The sequence below is a fragment of the Mucilaginibacter rubeus genome (assembly GCF_003286415.2).
GTDB classification, from domain to species: domain Bacteria; phylum Bacteroidota; class Bacteroidia; order Sphingobacteriales; family Sphingobacteriaceae; genus Mucilaginibacter; species Mucilaginibacter rubeus_A.
On record NZ_CP043450.1, the window covers coordinates 5042725 to 5063453 of the forward strand.

Below are 20729 nucleotides of genomic sequence, written 5' to 3' on the forward strand. Positions count from 1 at the left end.
CTGTAGAATACTTGGTGGAGAATAACGGATTCGAACCGTTGACCCCCTGCGTGCAAGGCAGGTGCTCTAGCCAGCTGAGCTAATCCCCCTTTCGGATGAAAGTTCGCAGTTTGTAGTTTGCAGTTGCAGTTTTTCTCTTATTACTGCTGCTGCCACTTCTTACTGCTGCTTACCCTTGTAGTCCCGAGCAGATTTGAACTGCTGACCCCTACATTATCAGTGTAGTGCTCTAACCAAGCTGAGCTACAGGACTTTTTTTTAGTTGCAGTTATCAGTTGCAGTTTGCAGGATCTTTCTACCTACTGCTGCTGCCACTGCTTACTGCCACTCGTGTCCTGGCCTCAGCGGCCGGCCCACATCGATGGCTTCATCTTCTGGGTTTCCTTTTGTCTTTTTTTGTGTTTTAAGAAATTATCATGTAGGTAACAGTCTTGAGTCACTGCTCGCAAATCTGCTCCAGAAAGGAGGTATTCCAGCCACACCTTCCGGTACGGCTACCTTGTTACGACTTAGCCCCAGTTACCGACTTTACCCTAGGACGCTCCTTGCGGTTACGCACTTCAGGCACTTCCAGCTTCCATGGCTTGACGGGCGGTGTGTACAAGGCCCGGGAACGTATTCACCGCGTCATTGCTGATACGCGATTACTAGCGAATCCAACTTCACGGGGTCGAGTTGCAGACCCCGATCCGAACTGTGAATGACTTTGTGAGATTGGCATCCTGTTGCCAGGTAGCTGCCCTCTGTATCATCCATTGTAGCACGTGTGTAGCCCCGGACGTAAGGGCCATGATGACTTGACGTCGTCCCCTCCTTCCTCTCTATTTGCATAGGCAGTCTGTTTAGAGTCCCCACCTTAAATGCTGGCAACTAAACATAGGGGTTGCGCTCGTTGCGGGACTTAACCCAACACCTCACGGCACGAGCTGACGACAGCCATGCAGCACCTAGTTTCGTGTTCCGAAGAACTGTGACGTCTCTGTCACATTCACTAACTTTCAAGCCCGGGTAAGGTTCCTCGCGTATCATCGAATTAAACCACATGCTCCTCCGCTTGTGCGGGCCCCCGTCAATTCCTTTGAGTTTCACCCTTGCGGGCGTACTCCCCAGGTGGAACACTTAACGCTTTCGCTTAGACGCTGACCGTATATCGCCAACATCGAGTGTTCATCGTTTAGGGCGTGGACTACCAGGGTATCTAATCCTGTTTGATCCCCACGCTTTCGTGCCTCAGCGTCAATCATACCATAGTAAGCTGCCTTCGCAATTGGTGTTCTGTGACATATCTATGCATTTCACCGCTACTTGTCACATTCCGCCTACCTCTAGTACATTCAAGCCCATCAGTATCAAGGGCACTGCGATAGTTGAGCTACCGTCTTTCACCCCTGACTTAACAGGCCGCCTACGCACCCTTTAAACCCAATAAATCCGGATAACGCTCGGATCCTCCGTATTACCGCGGCTGCTGGCACGGAGTTAGCCGATCCTTATTCTCAAGGTACATTCAACTCGGTACACGTACCGAGGTTTATTCCCCTGCAAAAGCAGTTTACAACCCATAGGGCCGTCTTCCTGCACGCGGCATGGCTGGTTCAGACTTCCGTCCATTGACCAATATTCCTTACTGCTGCCTCCCGTAGGAGTCTGGTCCGTGTCTCAGTACCAGTGTGGGGGGTCATCCTCTCAGATCCCCTAAACATCGTAGCCTTGGTATGCCGTTACCACACCAACTAGCTAATGTTGCGCATGCCCATCTTAGTCCTATAAATATTTGATCATCAAACGATGCCATTCAATGATGTTATGCGGTCTTAATCTCTCTTTCGAGAGGCTATCCCCTGACTAAGGTAGGTTACATACGTGTTACGCACCCGTGCGCCACTCTCATCGGGAGCAAGCTCCCAAATCCCGTCCGACTTGCATGTATTAGGCCTGCCGCTAGCGTTCATCCTGAGCCAGGATCAAACTCTCCATTGTAAAATGTTTTGTTTGTTCACTGACCCTATTATTAATTAATAGAATCTGTATTATTATATCTTTATACAGTTCGCTTGCTTTTTTTGTAACCCTTCAGCTTGTATTGGCCTTAGCCTTTACGCGCCTCCCGTTACGCTACATGATTTCCATTTCTTAAAAGAACTTTTTCGCCTCCCCATCTCAGTTCAGCTATATAATCTTTCGGTGTTAACCGTTTCGATTTGTCAGTTTATCCGGTGAGAATCGCTCTCTTTCCGTTTTGATTCCAAAGGCCTAAAACCCTCATCCTCTTCTCTTTAGAAGCTTTTAAACTTCTTCCCCGCTTGGGGCTGCAAAGGTAACAACCTTTTTCTCTTTTCCAAAACTTTTTTTTCTTTTTTTTGGACCCGCTCAACCTCTCTCTTCTCCTCGTTTGCGGGCTGCAAAGGTGTGAATTATTTTCCAGTCTCACAAAAGATTTTAACAATCTTTTTTCTCCCTTCCTCATTCACGCTCAACCTTTAAAGAACCTGCCCCCGCTTCCTCGTTTGCGGGCTGCAAAGGTAGTCACTTTTTACCCTCTTCCAAATTATTTCTGAGTATTCGCCCTGCACTTTCTTTAACTCGCTATTCCTCAAGGAGAAAAAGTTTCATACTGACCGTAAAACCCACGTTAGGGATAGCAGCGGATACCGGCCCGTGGCTAAGGCCTGCGCAGTATGAGCGGATAGCCCGACCGGAGGGAACGCCCTTAATTCAGTTGGCAGTTTTCAGCAGGCAGTTAGCACTCAGAAAAAAACCGGAAATCATCAACATCGGGTTAGCATTTGCAATGCTCTATCTATTATATAATATATAGAAAGATAATCGCCGATAGCTCATCTGACGCTAAGTACGCACACTAAAAATCTGTTGAATTTTATTTCTACAAACCTTTTGCACCTCCGGTGCAGCCTGTCAATCTCTTAATTTAATAACATTGACCTCCGGCACACCACATTTGAGCCGTTTGATTTTTCACAAACCGTTTGCAGCTCTGGCGCATCGTACTAATCACTTACAATTAATTATACTTTGTGTATCCGTATTAATTTAAAAGAGTTCCTAACTTTTCATTTACAATAACCTAAAACGATTTATAGAAATCTATATTTGTTAAATAACCAGTTTAAACACAATACATCTTTATGGAGGATAAACCGCTACGGAGCCGGCAATGGTTTGGCAAAAAGGGCAAGGATGGTTTCATATATCGCGCATGGATGAAAAACCAGGGCATTCCGGCACATCAGCTGCAAGGGAAACCGGTGATAGGGATCTGCAACACATGGTCGGAACTTACACCCTGTAATGCTCATTTCCGGGAATTGGCGCAATCTGTAAAAAACGGCATTTACGAAGCAGGTGGTTACCCGGTCGAGTTTCCGGTGATGTCGCTGGGCGAAACTTTGGTTAAGCCTACTGCCATGCTTTACCGAAACCTGGTAAGTATGGATGTGGAAGAAAGCATTCGTGCCAACCCGTTGGATGGCGTAGTGTTACTTTGCGGCTGTGACAAAACCACGCCCGCATTGGTGATGGGGGCCTGCAGTGTTAATATTCCCACTATTGTTGTTTCGGGTGGGGCTATGCTAACCGGTAAATACCGGGGCAGGGATATAGGCACATCAGATATCTGGCGCTTTTTTGCCGATCACCAAACCGGGCAAATGAACGACGAGGACCTTTATACCGCCGAAGCCTGTATGGCCCGGAGCCAGGGGCATTGCGCGGTAATGGGTACGGCATCAACCATGGCCTGCATGGTGGAATCGCTGGGGCTTTCGCTGGCAGAGAACGCGGCCATCCCCGCTGCCGATTCCAGGCGAAAAGTTTTGGCGCATTTATCCGGCAACCGAATTGTTGACATGGTGCGCAAAGACCTGAAACCTTCAGACATCCTTACCCGGCAGGCTTTTGAAAACGCCATTACCGTTAATGCGGCCATTGGTGGTTCTACCAATTTTATTATTCACCTGCTGGCCATAGCGGGCCGTATTGGTATTGATTTAAATATGGATGATTTCAATACCTCCGCCCGTAAAATACCTTTACTGGCCAACCTGCAGCCATCGGGCAAGTATTTTATGGAGGATTTTTATTACGCCGGAGGCTTGCCAGCCTTGATGAAAGAGCTTCACGAACAACTTAATAGCGATGCAATAACGGTAAGCGGGCATCCGATATCGCGAAACTATGAAAACAGCGAATGTTTTAATCGCGATCTCATAGCTCCGGTTGATAATCCTTTTAACCCAACAGCAGGCATAACTGTACTTAAAGGCAACCTTTGCCAAAACGGGGCTGTGATCAAACCGTCGGCAGCAAGTACCGCTTTAATGCGGCACACCGGCAAGGCAGTTGTTTTTGAAAATATTGAGGATTTTAACCATCGGATCAACGATCCGGCTTTGGATGTAGATAAAGACAGTGTACTGGTATTAAAAAATGCCGGACCAAAAGGCTATCCAGGCATGCCGGAAGTTGGCAATATGCTTATCCCTAAAAAACTGGCCGATCAGGGCGTTACCGATATGGTACGCATTTCGGACGGACGGATGAGCGGCACCGGTTTTGGTACCGTAGTATTGCATGTATCGCCCGAGGCTGCCATTGGCGGTACATTGGCCATAGTACAGGACGGTGATATGATTAAACTTGACGTACCGGCTGGAACTTTGCACCTTGAAGTAAGCGACGAGGAAATTGCCGAAAGAAAATCGAAACTGGTATTAAATAACAATATCAGCAAACGCGGATACACTCATTTATACCAAACCCATGTGGAACAAGCGCACCTTGGTGCAGATCTGGATTTTTTAAAGGGAAGTTCAGGGAGCGAGGTTTTGAGGGATTCGCATTAATATCAATCTAAAAAATGATAACGAATAAATTTAGCGGGCAGGTAGCCATAGTAACCGGAGCCGGACAAGGGATAGGTTTTGAAATAGCGAAACAATTAAGTGTTGCCGGTGCTTCTGTATTATTGAACGATTTGAGCAAAGAACTGGCAACCCAGGCGGCAGATGCTATAAACAGCATGGGCGGTAATTGTTACCCAATACATGGCGATGCTTCAAACATTGATTTTATACAGCAAATGATTGACGAAGCGGTGCAACGTTATGGCAAACTTACTATTGCTATTGCTAATGCAGGCATCACTTTGTTTGGCGATTTTTTGAATTATCCGGCCCAATCGCTGCAAAGTGTCATGAACCTTAACCTACAGGGCAGTTTCTTTTTGGCGCAAAGGGCAGCCCGGCAAATTGTAAAACAAAAAAGCGGGGGAAGTATCCTGTTCATGTCGTCGGTTACGGGGCACCAGGCCCATCAGGACCTTGCGGCTTACGGCATGACCAAAGCGGCTTTGGAAATGCTGGCCAAAAGTTTGGTTGTTGAACTATCGCAACATCAAATTACCGTAAACACCGTTGCTCCCGGCGCTACGTTAACCGAGCGCACCCTGGAAGATGCCGGGTATCAAAAAACATGGGCCCGCATTACGCCAATGGGTCGCGCGGCTACGGTTGAAGATGTGGCAAATGCCGTGTTGTTTTTAGTATCTCCCGATGCGAGACACATTACCGGGCAAAACCTTGTAGTTGATGGCGGATGGACAGCGGTTAGTACTTCGCCTTATTAGGTGGTGAGTGGTTGATTGGGTTGATTAGGTGAATGGTTTCATTTTCGTTAACAAAGCAATACCTGTTCCAGGCAGATTAATAAAACATCCCGCTAAAAGGATTTTTGAATTAAATTTGTTGGCAAAAACCTATCACACTAAGAAATTGGATCATTTAGACTCAGTGAAAATAAAATTCACAATCAGTCAGGAAACAAATCTTGATCCTCAAAACCTGAAGGAAACTATTGTTGAGGTATTAACTAACTCAGGTTATAAAGTTATTAGGGTTACCGATTCAATGATCATGTTTGATGATACCGGGGATAATAGATGGAGTCTCAGAGGAGAAAAAGGATTTAAAATGATGCAAGAAGGCCAGTTTGAAATTTTGACATCAGAAAAAGGAGCAACAATTCAACTGACCTATTACTTTGATGTATTTTTTGAAATTATATTGTTATCAATCTGCTTATTAGGAGCCATTTTCGGAGCACTACCTGCACTCATTGTAGGCTTTACCCTCTTGATTCAATTCCTGTTAAAAATCAATATAATAAAAGGTGTTGTTAACGAGATGCTTTTAGATATCCTTTGTTAATATTGCAGTAAGAACAGACTTACGAAGTTTTAAAAACTTCGTAAGTCTGTTAGCATTTAGAGATCATTCAACAGATAATCAAACGTAAACTTTGGCTCATAGCCAAAATACCGTTTGGCCTTTTCGCTTACATAAACCCTGTCTATACTTTTCGGGAACTCCCAGCCTTTTGCTTTATAAATAGCTTCAGCATCCGGATAGTGTTTTTTTATTACTTCGGCAGGGTTTTGCTTGAGCTGAACCAGTTCATCTTTTTTAAAAGGCGAACTGCTGGTGATATTAAAGATCTCAAATTCCGGAAAAGTTTTCTCCAGGGCTAATCGTAATCCTTCGGCACCGTCACGTTCATCGAGCCCGCGGTAAAGGCGATGATTTAGTTTAAGATTATCAGCCTCTGGCAGGAAACGACCAACCCGGTAAACTGATGTTTGCAATCCTTCGCTATAAAAAAAATCTTTACAAAGCTGTTCGGCAGTTTGTTTGGTGATATCATAGATATCGCGGGGTTTAATCATTAACTCTTCATCAACCCAAACAGCCCGACTGTCATCAACCATCGCATCGCCATAAATAGATGTTGTACTGGTATACAATAACTTCGACACCCCATTGGCTATACATGCATTGAGCAAATTAAGCGTGCCATAAATATTTACATCGATAAATGCCTCGCGGGGATAGTTCAATTCATAGTGCTTACCATGGAAGGCTGCAGTATGAATAATTGCATCGATATTTTTGGTGACGGCTAAAACGGCCTCTTTATTCAGGATATCGATCTGCTCATCAGTGGTTTCGGCGGAAATCACATCAATACCGGTAACATCATGCCCATGCAAGCGTAAATGTTTAACCGTAACTGCCCCTAACCTACCCGATGAACCTGTAACTAAAACACGCATATTAATGACCCGGAGCTATAGCCAGTATTCGTGACCACTCTGGGTGACGTTTAAGATATGATGCAACGTAAACACAAAGAGGAACTAGCTTCAGGTTATGTTCTTCGATATAGTTGAATGCTTTTTCGACTATAGCCGACGCCACACCTTTACCTTCCAGTTCAACCGGTACTTCGGTATGGATCAGGTAAATTTTATCGTCCTTTTGCTTGTAATCGATAAAAGCGCGGCGGCCTTCGACATGCAGTTCAAAATTATGGATGGCCTCATTATTTACCAGGGGAATTTCTTCGTATTTCATAGCTGTATTTATTACGGGGTTAACAAATGTATAAAATGTTACCCCCGTTTAATGTAAATTACTTTTTAATTCCCCACACCGAGACCGTTCCCGCTTTAACTTTAAACTCGGCCCAGCCATCAGCAGTAATAATTACTTCTTCACCATCGTGCTTGTTCAGATAATCAACAAATACTTTGCCCGCGTGCCCAGCCCCAATTTCCATTTCTTTGTAGCCATCCTCGCTGTTTGATAGTACAACTGCACATCCCGAGTCTTCATGGTCTGTATCGCCCTCGCGTGTCCAGCCTATACAATTAGGGTGGTCAAAATAATCGCGCTGAGTACCGTAGGCAAGGTTTTTCCTTACATAAAGTAAGGTTTCCAGTTCAGCAACTATTGGCAGCTCAATGCTATATTCCTTTCCATCCCCGCCTTTATCGGTATATTTTGAGCCGTACATATCGGCGTAAAAAACACAGGGATAACCGGCTTCGCGCAGCAAAATCAGCGCATAGGCAAGCGGCTTAAACCAGGCGTCAACCGGCTGCTCCAACGATTGCAGCGGCTGGGTGTCATGATTTTCAACCAGTGTAACGGCACGCTCGGGATTGGCACTTACCAGGGTATTATCAAAAATTGTAGTGAGATCATAATCTTTACCTGCCTTTGAAGCCTGGTGAATATTATCATGCAATGGCGCGTCAAAAAGCGACATACGCCCTTCTGTTGCCTCAATATATTTTAACAGTTTGGGCAAATCAAAGGCCCAGTACTCGCCAACGGTAAAAAACTCATGCTTAAACTCGTTGCGCATATAATCAAGCCATTCGTTATAAAAGCCATGATCCATATGTTTAATAGCATCGAGCCGGAAGCCATTGAACTTCGCGGTTTCAAAATACCATTTACCCCAGTTTTTGAGCTCCTGCCTCACACTTGGGTTGCGGGTGTCAATATCTGAAAGCATGAGGTAATCGTAGTTACCATTTTCATCGTCAAGCACATCCTCCCAGCCTTCGCCATATTGGTTTTGGATGCTGAAGATGGCGGTTTCCTTTTTATAGGCATCATAGTCGATACCCGAAAAGCATTGCCAGTCCCATATAAATTTGGAGTATTTGCCTTTACGGCCAGGAAATGTGAATTTGGTGTACGCCCCTATCTCGTAAACATCGCTTATAAATTCGTTACGGTTAGCCGGGTCAACCTTTCGGGCGTTCACTTTCTCAATTTCATCGGCACCGCCCATGTGATTTAGCACCACATCAACATAAACCTTCAACTGCGCTTTTTGCGCGGCAGCAATAGCGTCAAGGTATTCCTGTTTTGTGCCGTATTTTGTGGGGATAGTACCTTTTTGATCAAACTCACCAAGGTCATAAATATCATAAACATCGTACCCGGCCGAATAGCCACCGCTTGCTGCTTTGTAAGCCGGTGGCAACCAAACCGAGTCGATCCCTTTTTTCTTCAGATTTTGCGCGTCATTTTTTAACTGATTCCACAATCTGCCTCCGGCGGGGTAATACCATTCAAAAAACTGCAGCATTGTAAAATTTTCCATGCGTTTAAATTAAGTATGCCATTTTATAGTTGATACTTAACTAAATATACGCAGAAAGGTTTTATCGGACCTTAACCCCAATATTAAATCACTGTAAATCAAAAAACTCAGGAAGCGTGCATTTGATGGATCTTTTCTTTGGCGCTATCCAGCAATGACTCATTGCAACCGCTTTCGTCAACAAGCTCGGCAATACGGTAGCTGTAATATTCGCGCTTTAATACCGCAGGTGCAATATTAAACGCATTGGCAAGCAGCATCAATTTTTCTGGGTTGAAAGCAACCTCGCCCCGTTCTATCTGGTTTAAATTTTCCGTTTCTAAACCGAGTTTTTCGGCGAGTGCCGGTTGTGTTATGTTAAGTAAATTTCGTTGCTGGCTAATGAAAAGGCCAAAATGGCTTAAAGTGGGCATTACGTTGCTGATGTTAACCGCCGGGGTAACTTCCGCAACCTCATAATCGGAATTGATATGTTGTACAAACAGATGCCTTGCACTTTTAAACAACATAGAAAAACGATAAGCCATCTGATCGAATAAGCTTTCGTCTATACTGTAATTGACATTGCCCTTTATCCCGTAAACCTTCAGGATGCCCAGGTTTTTAAGCTCGGCCACGTGTTTGTTTATGGTTTCGATGTTGAAGGGGATCTCGTAAAGCATTTCGCGCTTTACCACATTATTATGTTCAATAATTATCCTGATAATGGCTACCCTTACCGGCAGCGCCAGGGCCTTGGCAAAATTTGATAACTCTTTATCGTTATCGTCAAAATTGGTATATGAATAGGAAACTGGCATTTTAATAAATATGAAAGTTTATCACGCTTAAAACCGCGGATAAACAATGGTGACACGGCCCAGAAGCCGGATAAAATAAACCGATGATCAACTAAAATAGAGTTACCGCAGATAGGTTATCAATTACTGATAATACACGGCTTTGCCATCCGTTAAACAATAATTTGCCGGTTGACCAGATACAGAGGATGGGATAAAGTTTTACTGAGGTTTAAGAACCTGATATGCCGGTAGGTAACCCGCTTCCTGAACCCGAAAAGAAAAGGATATAGAAGCAGTAAAAAGAAGGAGAGCCTCAAACGCAAACTGACAACGGGGTGTGCCAATTTTTTTTGAATGGCCGTCATTATGGACAGGCTACCATCCCGGTATTGAATGATCCGCTTGCTAAATGATTTATCGAGCAGGAAGATGTTGATTTTTACCGGAGGGTGCTGCCTGTTAAAAATCATGAAACCAACAAAAGGCTTGGCCACAAACATTAGTGTAGCAAACAATAAGACAAGCTTAAGTTTATATTGCGGTTTCATTAACGTAAAGTTATATCTCTAATTTAACCTCAATGTTAAATTTCAGATTACATCAAAGTTATCTGAAGATTATTTTTGCGCACTAATTACAAGCGCGCCATAATGGAGCAGCGCCGTTCCTCCGGTATTCTGCGATTGGAACAATGCCGCAACCTCTTCCTTTATTTTATTTTTAGTTGGCTCATCGGCCTGCGACATCGCAGCTACTATTGGGGCGCCAACTTCCATCATCATTTGCCAGTAACGGTCAAAGCTTCCGTAATCTACCTGTCCGGTTAGCTCAATTGGTGTTATATCATTAAAACCCGCCTGCTTTAACAAATTGGCAATAACATCCGGCTTTGCACAGCGAAACATTCCCGGAGAACCCGGAGGCGGGGCAGGCAATATCACGTGCTTCTGGATAACACTCATAATGGTGGTAACCCAGTTATTTTGTTCGGGGCCTGCCCATACGGCAGTGGCAAAGCGACCACCTGGCTTTAGCACCCTGTAAATTTCATTGGCAGCCAGCTGCATATCCGGAAAAAACATGAACCCCATGCGGCAACTGACGGCATTAAATGATTCGGTATCAAAAGGTAATTCACTTACGTCGGCAATTTGAGCTTTGTAGTTTTTTACTCCCTTAGCCGCGGCATTTGCCCTGGCTATCTCCAGCATACCTTCGGCGAGGTCGGTACCTGTTACTGTTCCATTAGGTGTTAAAGCAGCAATGGTTAAGCCGGGTTCGCCGGTTCCGGCAGCTATGTCCAGCACATCGTCTCCATCTTTTATCTTTAGGCTATCAATAATGGCATCGCCCATGGGTTTCAAAAAACGCATGTTAAACTCGTCCCACTTTTTCCATCCGGGCGAAAACTTATTCCATGATTGCTTTTGCTGATCGCGGATCTGTTCCAATTGATTTTCCATAGCCAATAATAATACAGTATGATCAGCATAAATTTAACACAATTACCGTCAATATGTTACATCAAAAATCCCCTCATTATTTAAAACAAAAAACCCCTGCCGGTTATGGCAAGGGTTTTAAAGTTCTTAACTACAAATGCTATTTATCTTCCCGTATCGCTTTCATGCCTTTAGTCCAGCGCAGCAGTTGGTCAAGCATGATCTTGGCGTTTTTGTCAAGCCTTTCATCCGCGGTAAAATTATTATCCTCGTCAACAAACTGGTTTAATTGAGGAATATTGACCATTTCGGCAAGTGCAACATTCTTTAACGAAAGCAGATCTGTTTTTAAACTCATAACCGCCCTTACACCTGCAAACGGACCAATAGAATAGCTTACAATACCGCTCGGCTTATAAGCCCATTCGTGTACCAGGTATTCTATGGCATTTTTAAGTGGTGCGGGATAGCTGTAATCATATTCGGCAGTCACAAAAATAAAAGCGTCGGCTTCTTCAATTTTAGCGCTCCACTGTTTAGTGTGTTCGTGTTCATATTGCTTAAGGGCGGGGTGAACAGGCTCGTTCATCAGGGGTAGGTTAAGCTCGCCCAGGTCAACCATTTCGGCTTCAAAGCCATGATTGTTAGCCACCTCAGTTATCCATTTGGCAACAGCAGGCCCTTTACGGCCCGGACGTACGGTAGAAGTTATTACTTTGAGTTTATACATGTTTATCAGTTTAGTTGCTGTAAATATTGGCAATTCACTGCAACTACACCTAAACAAAAAACAAGATTGATAAAAACTTTACAAATGCTATTTAAGTATCAGCACCGGGTTTGTAGCGTTTATTGACAAGGCCTCGGTGATACTGCTATGAGTTAAATTATAGAAAAAGCTATGTTTGCCCGGCAAAGCGATGATCAGTTGTACAGATTGCTCTTTGGCAAAATTGAGTATCCCCCGTACAATATTTTTATCGTCCGAGTAGTGAAGCTTACACTCATAGCAATTTACGAGTTGTTTTACCGAAGCCTCAAACTCCTCTTCGCGCCCGATGTGTTTGTTTTTCGGGTCGACATAAAGCAGCATCAGTTTGGGGTTAAGCCAACTGTGTGAGGTATTAAGTCCTTGTAAAACGCCAAGCCGGGCAACGGCTTCCAGATCACAGGGCACCAACGCCTGCTCTATTTTCTGATAATTACAATTGGGTGGAATGATCAATACTTTTACCGAACTGCTTTTTGCAATTTCGATCACCTGCTCGCCAATCATGCTTAGTTCGTGCCCCATATCGCCCCCAACAATCATCAAATCGGGATGCTGATCTTCAACTACATCATGTATGGCCCTGATAATTGGTTCGGTGCTAACTACTGTTTCGATCTCTATATTTTCATGACAGCGGTTTTTCAGTTTTTTCATGAGCTCCTTAAGCTCAACTTCAATTTTTTGCCGTTCATTTTCAATATCATCCGGGCTTATCAGCAAATAGTCTGGGGAGGGAAGGATTTGTTCATATACCGATGTGTAATAGCTTTTAAGAAGGATAATTTTCTTGACCGGCATATCACAACCCATATCGGCTGCATATTTAATGGCGTTGGTATTGGTGTCGGAAAAATCTACGGGTATTAATATAGTTTTCATAACAAACAATTTAGGTACGTACGAAACCCGTGCGCTTAATGCTAAATTTACGATTTGTTTAACTATTTTAATACATTATTTTGTTGTTAAAACTCCAATAAAACCTTCCCTCCTTTATCATAAGCCAAAGCCTGCCCAAACTCATCAACCGGGTAGGTTGCCGCCGGCGAAAGCTTAAATTCGGCCCGGCCAATAGAGTGTACCAGATGGCTGATCATATGTGTTCTTTCCTCGTGCGATAAGCCTTCAACATAGCCCCTTACACCAAATCCTTTAATCATCAGGTTTTTAAAAACGACCTCGGCATTTAAATAAGATGTTGGTTTAGGATCAAGTAATCCATAAGCAATAAGGCGTCCGCCGGGAGATAATGACGAAATTATTTCGGTAGCCAGGGGACCGCCAACCGCATCCACTGCGGCTTTGATCCCCTTGCCTTTAGTAAGCTCATTAATAGTTTGTTTAAGCTCCCCCGGGGCGGGAACAATTACCTGTTCGGCCTTTAGCGCCAGTAACTCTTGTTTTTGTTCTTCGTGCCGTACGGTGGCTATTACGCAAATGCCTTTCTCGGCGGCCAGTTGTATTACTATGCGCGATACTGTAGAGTGGCCTGCGGTGAGCAGTAGCCAATCGCCACTTTTAACTTTTGCTTCCTGTATTAAACCATAAGCGGTATAAGGATTGAGCGTGAGCTGAGCTGCTTTTTGTACTGGGAAAGTATCGGGTAATAATACTACATCCTGCTCATCAACTATCACGTATTGCGCCCATGCCCCTATTTTGCTAAATGCTACAAGGCTCCCTTTGGGGATAATACTATCGTGACCTGCTTCCTCTACATAACCTGCACCTTCCAGGCCAGCTATTTGAGGTAACGCAGGTTTATAGCGATATTTCCCTTCGATGAAAAGCAGATCGGCCGGGTGTATAGGACTGGCCTTTACCCTGACAAGTAACTGGCCGCGGGCCGGTTTGGGGTAAGCCAAATGTTTTAGTTGAATCACATCAGCGGCATTGCCCGCCTGCTCAAAAACCAATGCTTTCATAGTTGAAATACAATTTTCAGCTATGAAAGTTTGAGTTATGCCAATATACGGAGCCTAAAATTTATAGCCCAAAGCTATACCCAGGCTCCTGGTTTTTGTGCTTTCGTACAGATACCTGTCATTTCCCTGGATATTAGTTATCCCTAAGTTATAAACAGCGTTGATCATAAAACCGTTATCCAGGGCGAAACCGGCAACCGCGTTCGCGCCGTAATCAAACGATTTAAAATTGCTGTTGATGCCACTAAAACTCGCATTAAAAGGAGGAAAATTCGGCACTCCGTATGCATAGGGTAAAGCCGGGTTAGGATCTGGTGTAAATCTACCCGATAAAATTTTGGTTATGTATGGGCCAGCGCCCATATAAAAATTGCCCCCCTGTACCGGAATATTATATACCAGGTTAACGGGCACCTGTAAGTAATACAAATGCCATTTACCATACTGACGATAAACGATGTCGCCGCTTATTATATTTTCGGTGGTTTTATTTACAGATGAATTGAAAATAACAGCGGGCTGCAAAGAAAACCGATTAAAATTGAGGCTGGCAAAAGCTCCTGCAAAATAACCGAACCCGCTTTTATCGGCCTTATCAAGCTTGATATCTGTACCGGGAGTGCGCGATAACGAAGTTGTTGCAATTCCTGCTTTAATACCAAACTGAATGGCTTTGGTTTGAGCGGATAATTTTAAGCATGCCAATAATAACAGGAATGATAAGGTTAAAGGTAATTTCATATTTGTGTAAGTTTGGTTTGTATACCAATAATACGGGCATACACAAAAGAATGCTACACTGTCCGGAACATTTTAGATATTTAGTAACAGGAAAGACTTACCTCATAAATGAAGTAAGCCTTTTCTGTTAATTATTATCGCTTTTAAAACTTAATGCTCACGCTCAATGTTCCGCGGGTTGGGTTTTGCGGGGCCAAACGGAACGACCAGTATTTTTCGTTGGTAAGGTTATCCAGTTTAAAGCCTACGCGGTATTTAGGCTGATCGTAAAATACCGTAGCATCAACTGTAGTATATGACGGTATAGTAAACTTGAATGTTTGCGTATTGGTTTGGTACGAATCGCTGCCGTAATTGCCACCCACACCAAAACCTAAACCCTGAACGCTGCCATGCATAATACGGTAGCTCATCCAAATGTTTGCCAACCTGGCCGGGCCGGAATTAGCCGGGCGTAAACCCTGAACTGAAGCAGCGCCGTTAGTTATTTTGCTATCATTATAAGCAAAACCGGCGACAATGTTAAAGCCACTAAACGGATTGGCTATAACTTCGGCTTCGATACCTTTGCTTAATTGGGTACCAGCCTGTGTTATAAAACCCGGATGGGCCAAATCGTCCATGATGGTATTGGTTACATTAATATTATAGTAACTTACGGTTGAGCTTATTTTATGATCCCAGGCATCAACCTTTACACCAACTTCCCATTGATTGGCATACTGTGGTTTAAAGGTTGAATTATCAAAGGCCGTGGCAGTAGGCGTAGCATTATTAAACCCATTCATGTAGTTACCAAATAATGAGATCTGGTCTTTAACTAACTGGTAAACCAAACCAAATTTTGGCGATAATGCCGTTTGGCTAAAATTGCCTGTAGTTTTACCATTGGCCGGTGTATAGGCACCTTTGTTTATAAACCTATCTATCCTGAGGCTGGCCATCGCGTTCAATCTTTCGGTAATATTAAACACATCCGAAACATAGGCTGCGTATGAGCTTTGATTATTCTGCACGTACGAATTAGCGTTGGGAGCTAAAGCCGCTACCAGCGACGATATTTTATCAACATTAAAGTTATTGTAAGCCGCGCCAGGGTTTTTATAGCTGATACCAGGCAGGGTAACTGTGTAGTTTGTCCAATTGCTTCTTTGATTATAATATTCCAAACCGGCAACTATACGGTTACGAAAATGACCGATCTTAAAATCGCCGATAAAGTTTTGTTGAACATTGGTGATATAGTAAGGATAATCCTGGCTGATGGCCTGTTGCTTAATCAGGGTATCGGCCAAGCTTAGCTGCGTAACATAACCTTTGGTTGATGAGTAGGTTTTGTTAAACATGGTTTGCGATTTCCAGTGATCCGAAATTTTGTAGTTGATCAGCGAGTAAAGATCAATCTGCCTGCTCTGGTAATCAACACTGTTGTTGGCAAATGAGCGTTTATAATCGATGCCGAGATCTTTGATATTAAAAATTTTCCCTTTGGCATCCGGAGCAAGCCTGTATGCCGATGTAGCATTTGAATTACCTATTTCGGCGTCTACATCAACAGTTAAGCGGTCGTTAACAATGTAAGTAATACTTGGCGCAACAAAAAAACTGCGATTAAAGCCTGCATCCTGGAAACTATGCTCGTTGTGCAATGCGGCGTTTACACGAAACAGCACGGTTTTATCCTTATTTAAAGGCATATTAACATCGGCAGTAAGGCGGTTAAGATCGAAACTGCCGGTTTGATAGGCAATTTCGGTGCGTGGCGTTTCATTAGGTTGTTTGGTAACACGGTTAAACAAACCGCCAAATGAAGCAAGGCTGCTGTTATACAATGTACCGGTAGGGCCTTTTATAGCTTCTATCTTTTCGATATCGGCAGGGTCAATGCTGTTAAAGTTATAGCCGGCAACACTGTTACGGATAAAGTTACCGGTAACAAAACCGCGCGATAATAAGGTTGTACGTCCATTATTGTAAACCAAAGGCACGCCAGTACCCGGAATGTTTTTAAAACCATCTACATAACTGGTTACCACCTGCTCTTTCATCAGCTCGCTGGTCACTACACTATATACCTGTGGGTTCTCGAGGTTCTTTAACGGCAAACGGGCAACATCTTCAGTCTCCTTTTTCAGGAATTTGTTGTGTTTTGCACTTTTTACATAAACCTCCTGCAGGTCTTTTGCGCCCTCGGATAAAACAAAGTTCACGGTGGTGGTTTCGCCTGCGGCAACGGTAACCTCTTTGGTTTGGGTCTGTAGACCCATAAAGCTGGCAACAATGGTGTAGGTGCCTGTCGGAACATTTTTAATGGTGAAATGCCCGGTTTGCCCGGCGGTGGCACCAAACTGCGTATTGGTTAAAACTACATTCACAAACTCGGCAGCTTTACCGTCAGCTGTTTTTACGGTACCTTTTATTGAACCGGTAGTTGTTTGAGCTTTTACATCGTTACCCAACAGCAAAATCATCAGCAAACAGGTAAAAGCTTTAAAGAAATTATTTTTAACGTTCATTACGGCAGACTTGCCAAACGTGCAAATAGGGGTAATTGTAAAACGCATATTTTACTTAAATAATAATTGATTAAAGGATCAGCATTAATTGAATCCCGGCCATGAAGTTTTGGCGACCAGCAAGACCGGGTTCGGGCGCAAAGGTATATTTATTTAGATTAATTACAAATAAGGTTTTAAAATAGAAGCTATTCAATTGATAAAGAGAACCTAACAATTAAACAGAATGGTAACCGTAAATCATTAAAATACGGTAAAAAGTAAACTGAAGAGTTATTTAAAATTGAGTAAAAGCGAGGCTTTTATTTGCCTTACCCTCCCGGATGGGAAAGTTTAAGAAAAGAGTGGCTGTTTGCAGGTAAGGCACCGGGAGTTCGGGGGCTCCAACTATCAATCTATACCAACTCGCTTATTCAAAGCTTCATTGGTTGTTTTGTAAAACCGTTCAAGGGGGATTTCCAGTTCATGAAGTCTGCCGGTATCCAGCAATTGTTTTTGTTGCTTTACAAAACCGGTGATATCCTCAATGCGGGAAATTTGCTTTTTGCCGAAGTTTTCAAGCATCTCCCCTTTTAATCCTAATTGTATTGCCCGGCGTTCCTGTTTACGTCCGTAAGGGTCATGATCCGGATCCCATTGCAGGCGTACTTCTTTCCCATTTAACTCGGTCCGCCATTGTTCATGGCTGTCATGATATTGGGGACTAAAGGACGAGATCACGGCCTCATTTAATATAGCCTCGAAATCTTTTTTCTGGATCCACAAAGCCAGTACACTTTCCTGGTTTTCTTTTTCGGCCCAGCCGCAGCGGTACATCATCCATAAAAAATTGGGCTTAATCCACGACATGCGGTTGTAGCTGTATTCGCTTCCACCCAAAAACTGGTTTTCGACGGCGAACTTTGCAATACTTTTTTTGTAGGCCTGGTAAACCACAATTTCTTCGTCTGTTTGATGGGCAAGAATATGCTGCCCCGTTTTGGGCCAATGTTCGAGGCCCTGATTGTAAAATTCTGTTATAATATTCATACTATAATATAACGAATTTTCAGGACAATATCAAGAGGCCCTTAGAAGTTGTTTTGAATTGATGAATATCTTTTACAGATAGATAAATTTCATTGCCGTTGGTTTTAACCAACGGAGTAATAGAGAGCGATGAGAGGGCTTCAGCCCAAATCCACTTGCATAATTGGGCTAAAGCCAGGATTTTTCATTATTCTTCACCGTTGGTTAAAACCAACGGCAATGAATATTTTGTAAAAATAAACAGCTTCTTACAGACGGAAAAATTATACCTTACCCGGAAAGCTTTCGCTGCCCCGCATATAGCTTCCCAAGCGTTTAAGCAGGTAGGTAGCCTTTATCAGCAGGGTTTTATCGGCAACAAAATCGCTGATATCATCGGCTTTATTCATGAGCTCCTGTTTGTACACGTCTTTAAAATCAAAATAATTGAGTGAAAACTTCCATTTATCAGTTAAAAATGAAAAAACCTCGCTGTCATTTTCAAGCAGTTGGGAATAGTTTATCACCAGGTAATCATCCGGCTGAAGTTTTTTGAGCGAGTTCAAAATGGCTTCATTATAGCTGATCCACACTTTTAAATAATTTTCGGCATGATCATGGTAAAATGCCTTAAGTCTCCGGGCCCGTCTGAAATGAACCCAAACCAATCGTTGAATATATTTACGGGCCATGTATTTTTTATCAACGTAAACAAAATCGCGTCTGAGCAATGAAGTAACCACCGACTGGTAGTTACGCAAAATCACCAGGTACCTTGCACCGGGCAACAACTTGGCGTAGGTATCCAGAAACAAACAGGTACGCGGGTCTTTCCAGGCCCATTGTTCATAAAGCTGTTGTTTAATACCGATAACCGCTTTCAGCTTTTCCAACTGGTAAAGCGGGATCTCAATATCTTTTTTGTCAATCAGCCCCGATGTTTCCAGGCTGTTGCGATCAAGGATCTCTTCGTGCAGCTTCAAAAATTCCATATCTTCAAAGTGCCCGTCAACATTGCCTGTACCGCTACCGCAAAGGCGCTCGCCAATTTGCAGCCCGCAACGGCTAAGCCAATTTGTTACAAGCGATGTCCCTGAACGGTGCATGCCGGCAATAATTAAGGTTTGCCGGGGTGTGAATTTGACTGTTGTATTGATCATGGTTTAGTTAATAGCGACCGGTTTGGTATAGTTGTTTGATTTGCGCCTGCTGATAATTTTCAAGAATAAAACCTGCCAGCATTTCTGTAGCGTCGCCCTGTTTGGTAACATGAGTATTGATATACAAATCGGGCGACGACGGGATTTGGAAAGGATCATTAACGCCGCTTAAATTGGTTACCTTATCCGGATGCCCTTCTGGTAACAACGCGCGTTTGTAAAGGCCTTTGGTATCTCTTTGCATCAGCGTTTTAACAGGGCAATCAATATGTATAAGCTTGACATCAGGGTATGTGGCTATCAGTTCACGACGAATAACATCATAAGGATTTATAGCACTGATAATAGTTACCACGCCATGTCCGGATAGTTTACCGGCGATAAAGCCAAGCCTGCGGATGTTGTCGAAACGATCTTCTTTGGTATAACCTAAATTTGGGAACAGCTTTTGGCGATATACGTCGGCATCAATAATTTCAACAGGAACATCGGTATCTGATAGCCGTATTTTGACATTTTGAGCAAGAGTAGTTTTACCCGATCCGGATAAACCGCAAAGCAGAATAATCATAAGGTGGTGTGTTAAGCGTTAAATAATAATCGTTGTTTAACCCGTTATTGTAGGCTTAACGCAAATATTTCGAGCGAAATTGCCGTTAACACTTTGTGTATCGATACACAGGTATATTGTATCGATGAACCGGTAAATGACGCAGACGGAGAGAAGGGAAAAAGCCTGGCGGCAATTATGCGTTTGTTTTTTGCATGCACCAGGTTGTCATGCAGCGCAGGTTTTGCACGTTGGTAGTTTTAATAGGTTCATAAAGTTGCGCACCCAGTTCGCGGGTATACTCAAGCAAGATGTCTTCATTTACCAAAAAACGTTCGGAGCCGTCCGGCAGTAAATAGCGGTAATTACCAAGAGGTTGCACCAGGGTTTCGATCCCGATGTCGGATGCCAGCCTTGCAAAAAAGTAACCGCCGGGTTTCAGTACGCGCCACAACGAACGCAGCATATTGTCAAAATGCTCGGCATCATTGGCAAAGTGCAGCACCGCGCTGCAAATCACCAGGTCGAACTGAGCATCGTCAAAAGGAAGATTTTCAACAGCCGACAGCTTAAAATTATCAGGAGAATGATCGGGACATAAATCGGCCGATAGGCGTTTGGACAATTCAACAGCATGCTCGCTTTGATCAACGCCGTACACCTTATACCCGTTCTGCAAAAAATAGGTAATGTTACGGCCGCTGCCACAACCGGCATCAAGTACAGTACGGCAATTATCAAAACGACCTTTCAATAACTGATCGAACAAATAGATATCGATATTACCGTATAAATTGCGGAGGTTGCTGCTGTTCATGACCAAGCTGTTTTCAACCCGAAATTACTGTTTTATTAAATGC

The 20729-nt window shown here is 43.5% G+C and carries 18 protein-coding genes, 2 tRNA genes and 1 rRNA gene; 3 read left to right on the plus strand and 18 right to left on the minus strand.

Going from position 1 to position 20729, the window contains the following annotated elements:
* Positions 1-12: 12 nt before the first annotated feature.
* From DEO27_RS19890 to DEO27_RS19900, 3 genes are all read right to left on the minus strand, one after another.
* Positions 13-89 (minus strand) — tRNA-Ala (locus DEO27_RS19890).
* 89 nt (positions 90-178) lie between these two features.
* Positions 179-253 (minus strand) — tRNA-Ile (locus DEO27_RS19895).
* A gap of 207 nt (positions 254-460) precedes the next feature.
* Positions 461-1980 (minus strand): 16S ribosomal RNA (locus DEO27_RS19900).
* Between the two features lie 1166 nt (positions 1981-3146).
* On the opposite strand from DEO27_RS19900, the gene DEO27_RS19905 reads away from it, so the two are divergent.
* From DEO27_RS19905 to DEO27_RS19915, 3 genes are all read left to right on the plus strand, one after another.
* The gene (locus DEO27_RS19905; protein WP_112574813.1) at positions 3147-4862 is read left to right on the plus strand and encodes an IlvD/Edd family dehydratase; all 1716 of its coding nucleotides are present in this window, start codon (positions 3147-3149) and stop codon (positions 4860-4862) included.
* A 14-nt stretch (positions 4863-4876) separates the two neighbouring features.
* Positions 4877-5644, plus strand: coding sequence for an SDR family NAD(P)-dependent oxidoreductase (locus DEO27_RS19910; RefSeq protein ID WP_112574812.1), 768 nt, complete (start codon positions 4877-4879; stop codon positions 5642-5644).
* Between the two features lie 145 nt (positions 5645-5789).
* A complete protein-coding gene (locus DEO27_RS19915; RefSeq protein WP_146750106.1) occupies positions 5790-6224 on the plus strand; it encodes a hypothetical protein in 435 nt (144 codons plus the stop codon).
* A gap of 56 nt (positions 6225-6280) precedes the next feature.
* Here the strand turns inward: DEO27_RS19915 and DEO27_RS19920 are convergent, their stop codons facing one another.
* The 15 genes from DEO27_RS19920 to DEO27_RS19990 form a co-directional block, all read right to left on the minus strand.
* The gene (locus DEO27_RS19920; RefSeq protein WP_112574810.1) at positions 6281-7126 is read right to left on the minus strand and encodes an NAD-dependent epimerase/dehydratase family protein; all 846 of its coding nucleotides are present in this window, start codon (positions 7124-7126) and stop codon (positions 6281-6283) included.
* A gap of 1 nt (position 7127) precedes the next feature.
* On the minus strand, positions 7128-7427 hold the full coding sequence (locus DEO27_RS19925) for a GNAT family N-acetyltransferase (protein WP_112574809.1): 300 nt from the start codon (positions 7425-7427) through the stop codon (positions 7128-7130).
* A 58-nt stretch (positions 7428-7485) separates the two neighbouring features.
* Positions 7486-8973: an alpha-amylase gene (locus DEO27_RS19930; protein WP_112574808.1), complete on the minus strand. Its 1488-nt coding sequence runs from the start codon at positions 8971-8973 to the stop codon at positions 7486-7488.
* Positions 8974-9080: 107 nt separating this feature from the next.
* The gene (locus DEO27_RS19935) at positions 9081-9773 is read right to left on the minus strand and encodes a helix-turn-helix domain-containing protein (RefSeq protein ID WP_112574807.1); all 693 of its coding nucleotides are present in this window, start codon (positions 9771-9773) and stop codon (positions 9081-9083) included.
* Positions 9774-9925: 152 nt separating this feature from the next.
* Positions 9926-10303, minus strand: a complete 378-nt coding sequence (locus DEO27_RS19940; protein ID WP_112574806.1) for a hypothetical protein — start codon at positions 10301-10303, stop codon at positions 9926-9928.
* A gap of 69 nt (positions 10304-10372) precedes the next feature.
* Positions 10373-11218, minus strand: a complete 846-nt coding sequence (locus tag DEO27_RS19945; protein ID WP_112574805.1) for a class I SAM-dependent methyltransferase — start codon at positions 11216-11218, stop codon at positions 10373-10375.
* 139 nt (positions 11219-11357) lie between these two features.
* The gene (locus DEO27_RS19950; protein WP_112574804.1) at positions 11358-11927 is read right to left on the minus strand and encodes an NADPH-dependent FMN reductase; all 570 of its coding nucleotides are present in this window, start codon (positions 11925-11927) and stop codon (positions 11358-11360) included.
* An 87-nt stretch (positions 11928-12014) separates the two neighbouring features.
* Entirely contained in the window at positions 12015-12848 is an 834-nt protein-coding gene (locus DEO27_RS19955) for a universal stress protein (protein ID WP_112574803.1), read from the minus strand.
* An 86-nt stretch (positions 12849-12934) separates the two neighbouring features.
* On the minus strand, positions 12935-13894 hold the full coding sequence (locus DEO27_RS19960; protein WP_112574802.1) for a zinc-dependent alcohol dehydrogenase family protein: 960 nt from the start codon (positions 13892-13894) through the stop codon (positions 12935-12937).
* Between the two features lie 54 nt (positions 13895-13948).
* Positions 13949-14635 carry a porin family protein gene (locus DEO27_RS19965; RefSeq protein WP_112574801.1) on the minus strand — a complete coding sequence of 229 codons (687 nt, stop codon included), beginning with the start codon at positions 14633-14635 and terminating at the stop codon, positions 13949-13951.
* A 143-nt stretch (positions 14636-14778) separates the two neighbouring features.
* Positions 14779-17199, minus strand: a complete 2421-nt coding sequence (locus DEO27_RS19970; RefSeq protein ID WP_223818003.1) for a TonB-dependent receptor — start codon at positions 17197-17199, stop codon at positions 14779-14781.
* Positions 17200-17541: 342 nt separating this feature from the next.
* Positions 17542-18180: a DUF4291 domain-containing protein gene (locus tag DEO27_RS19975; RefSeq protein WP_112574799.1), complete on the minus strand. Its 639-nt coding sequence runs from the start codon at positions 18178-18180 to the stop codon at positions 17542-17544.
* A 263-nt stretch (positions 18181-18443) separates the two neighbouring features.
* Complete coding sequence (locus DEO27_RS19980; protein WP_112574798.1) at positions 18444-19319, minus strand: sulfotransferase; 876 nt, start codon at positions 19317-19319, stop codon at positions 18444-18446.
* A 7-nt stretch (positions 19320-19326) separates the two neighbouring features.
* Entirely contained in the window at positions 19327-19890 is a 564-nt protein-coding gene (locus DEO27_RS19985; RefSeq protein WP_112574797.1) for an adenylyl-sulfate kinase, read from the minus strand.
* Between the two features lie 175 nt (positions 19891-20065).
* Positions 20066-20686: a class I SAM-dependent methyltransferase gene (locus DEO27_RS19990; RefSeq protein WP_112574796.1), complete on the minus strand. Its 621-nt coding sequence runs from the start codon at positions 20684-20686 to the stop codon at positions 20066-20068.
* Positions 20687-20729 lie beyond the last annotated feature (43 nt).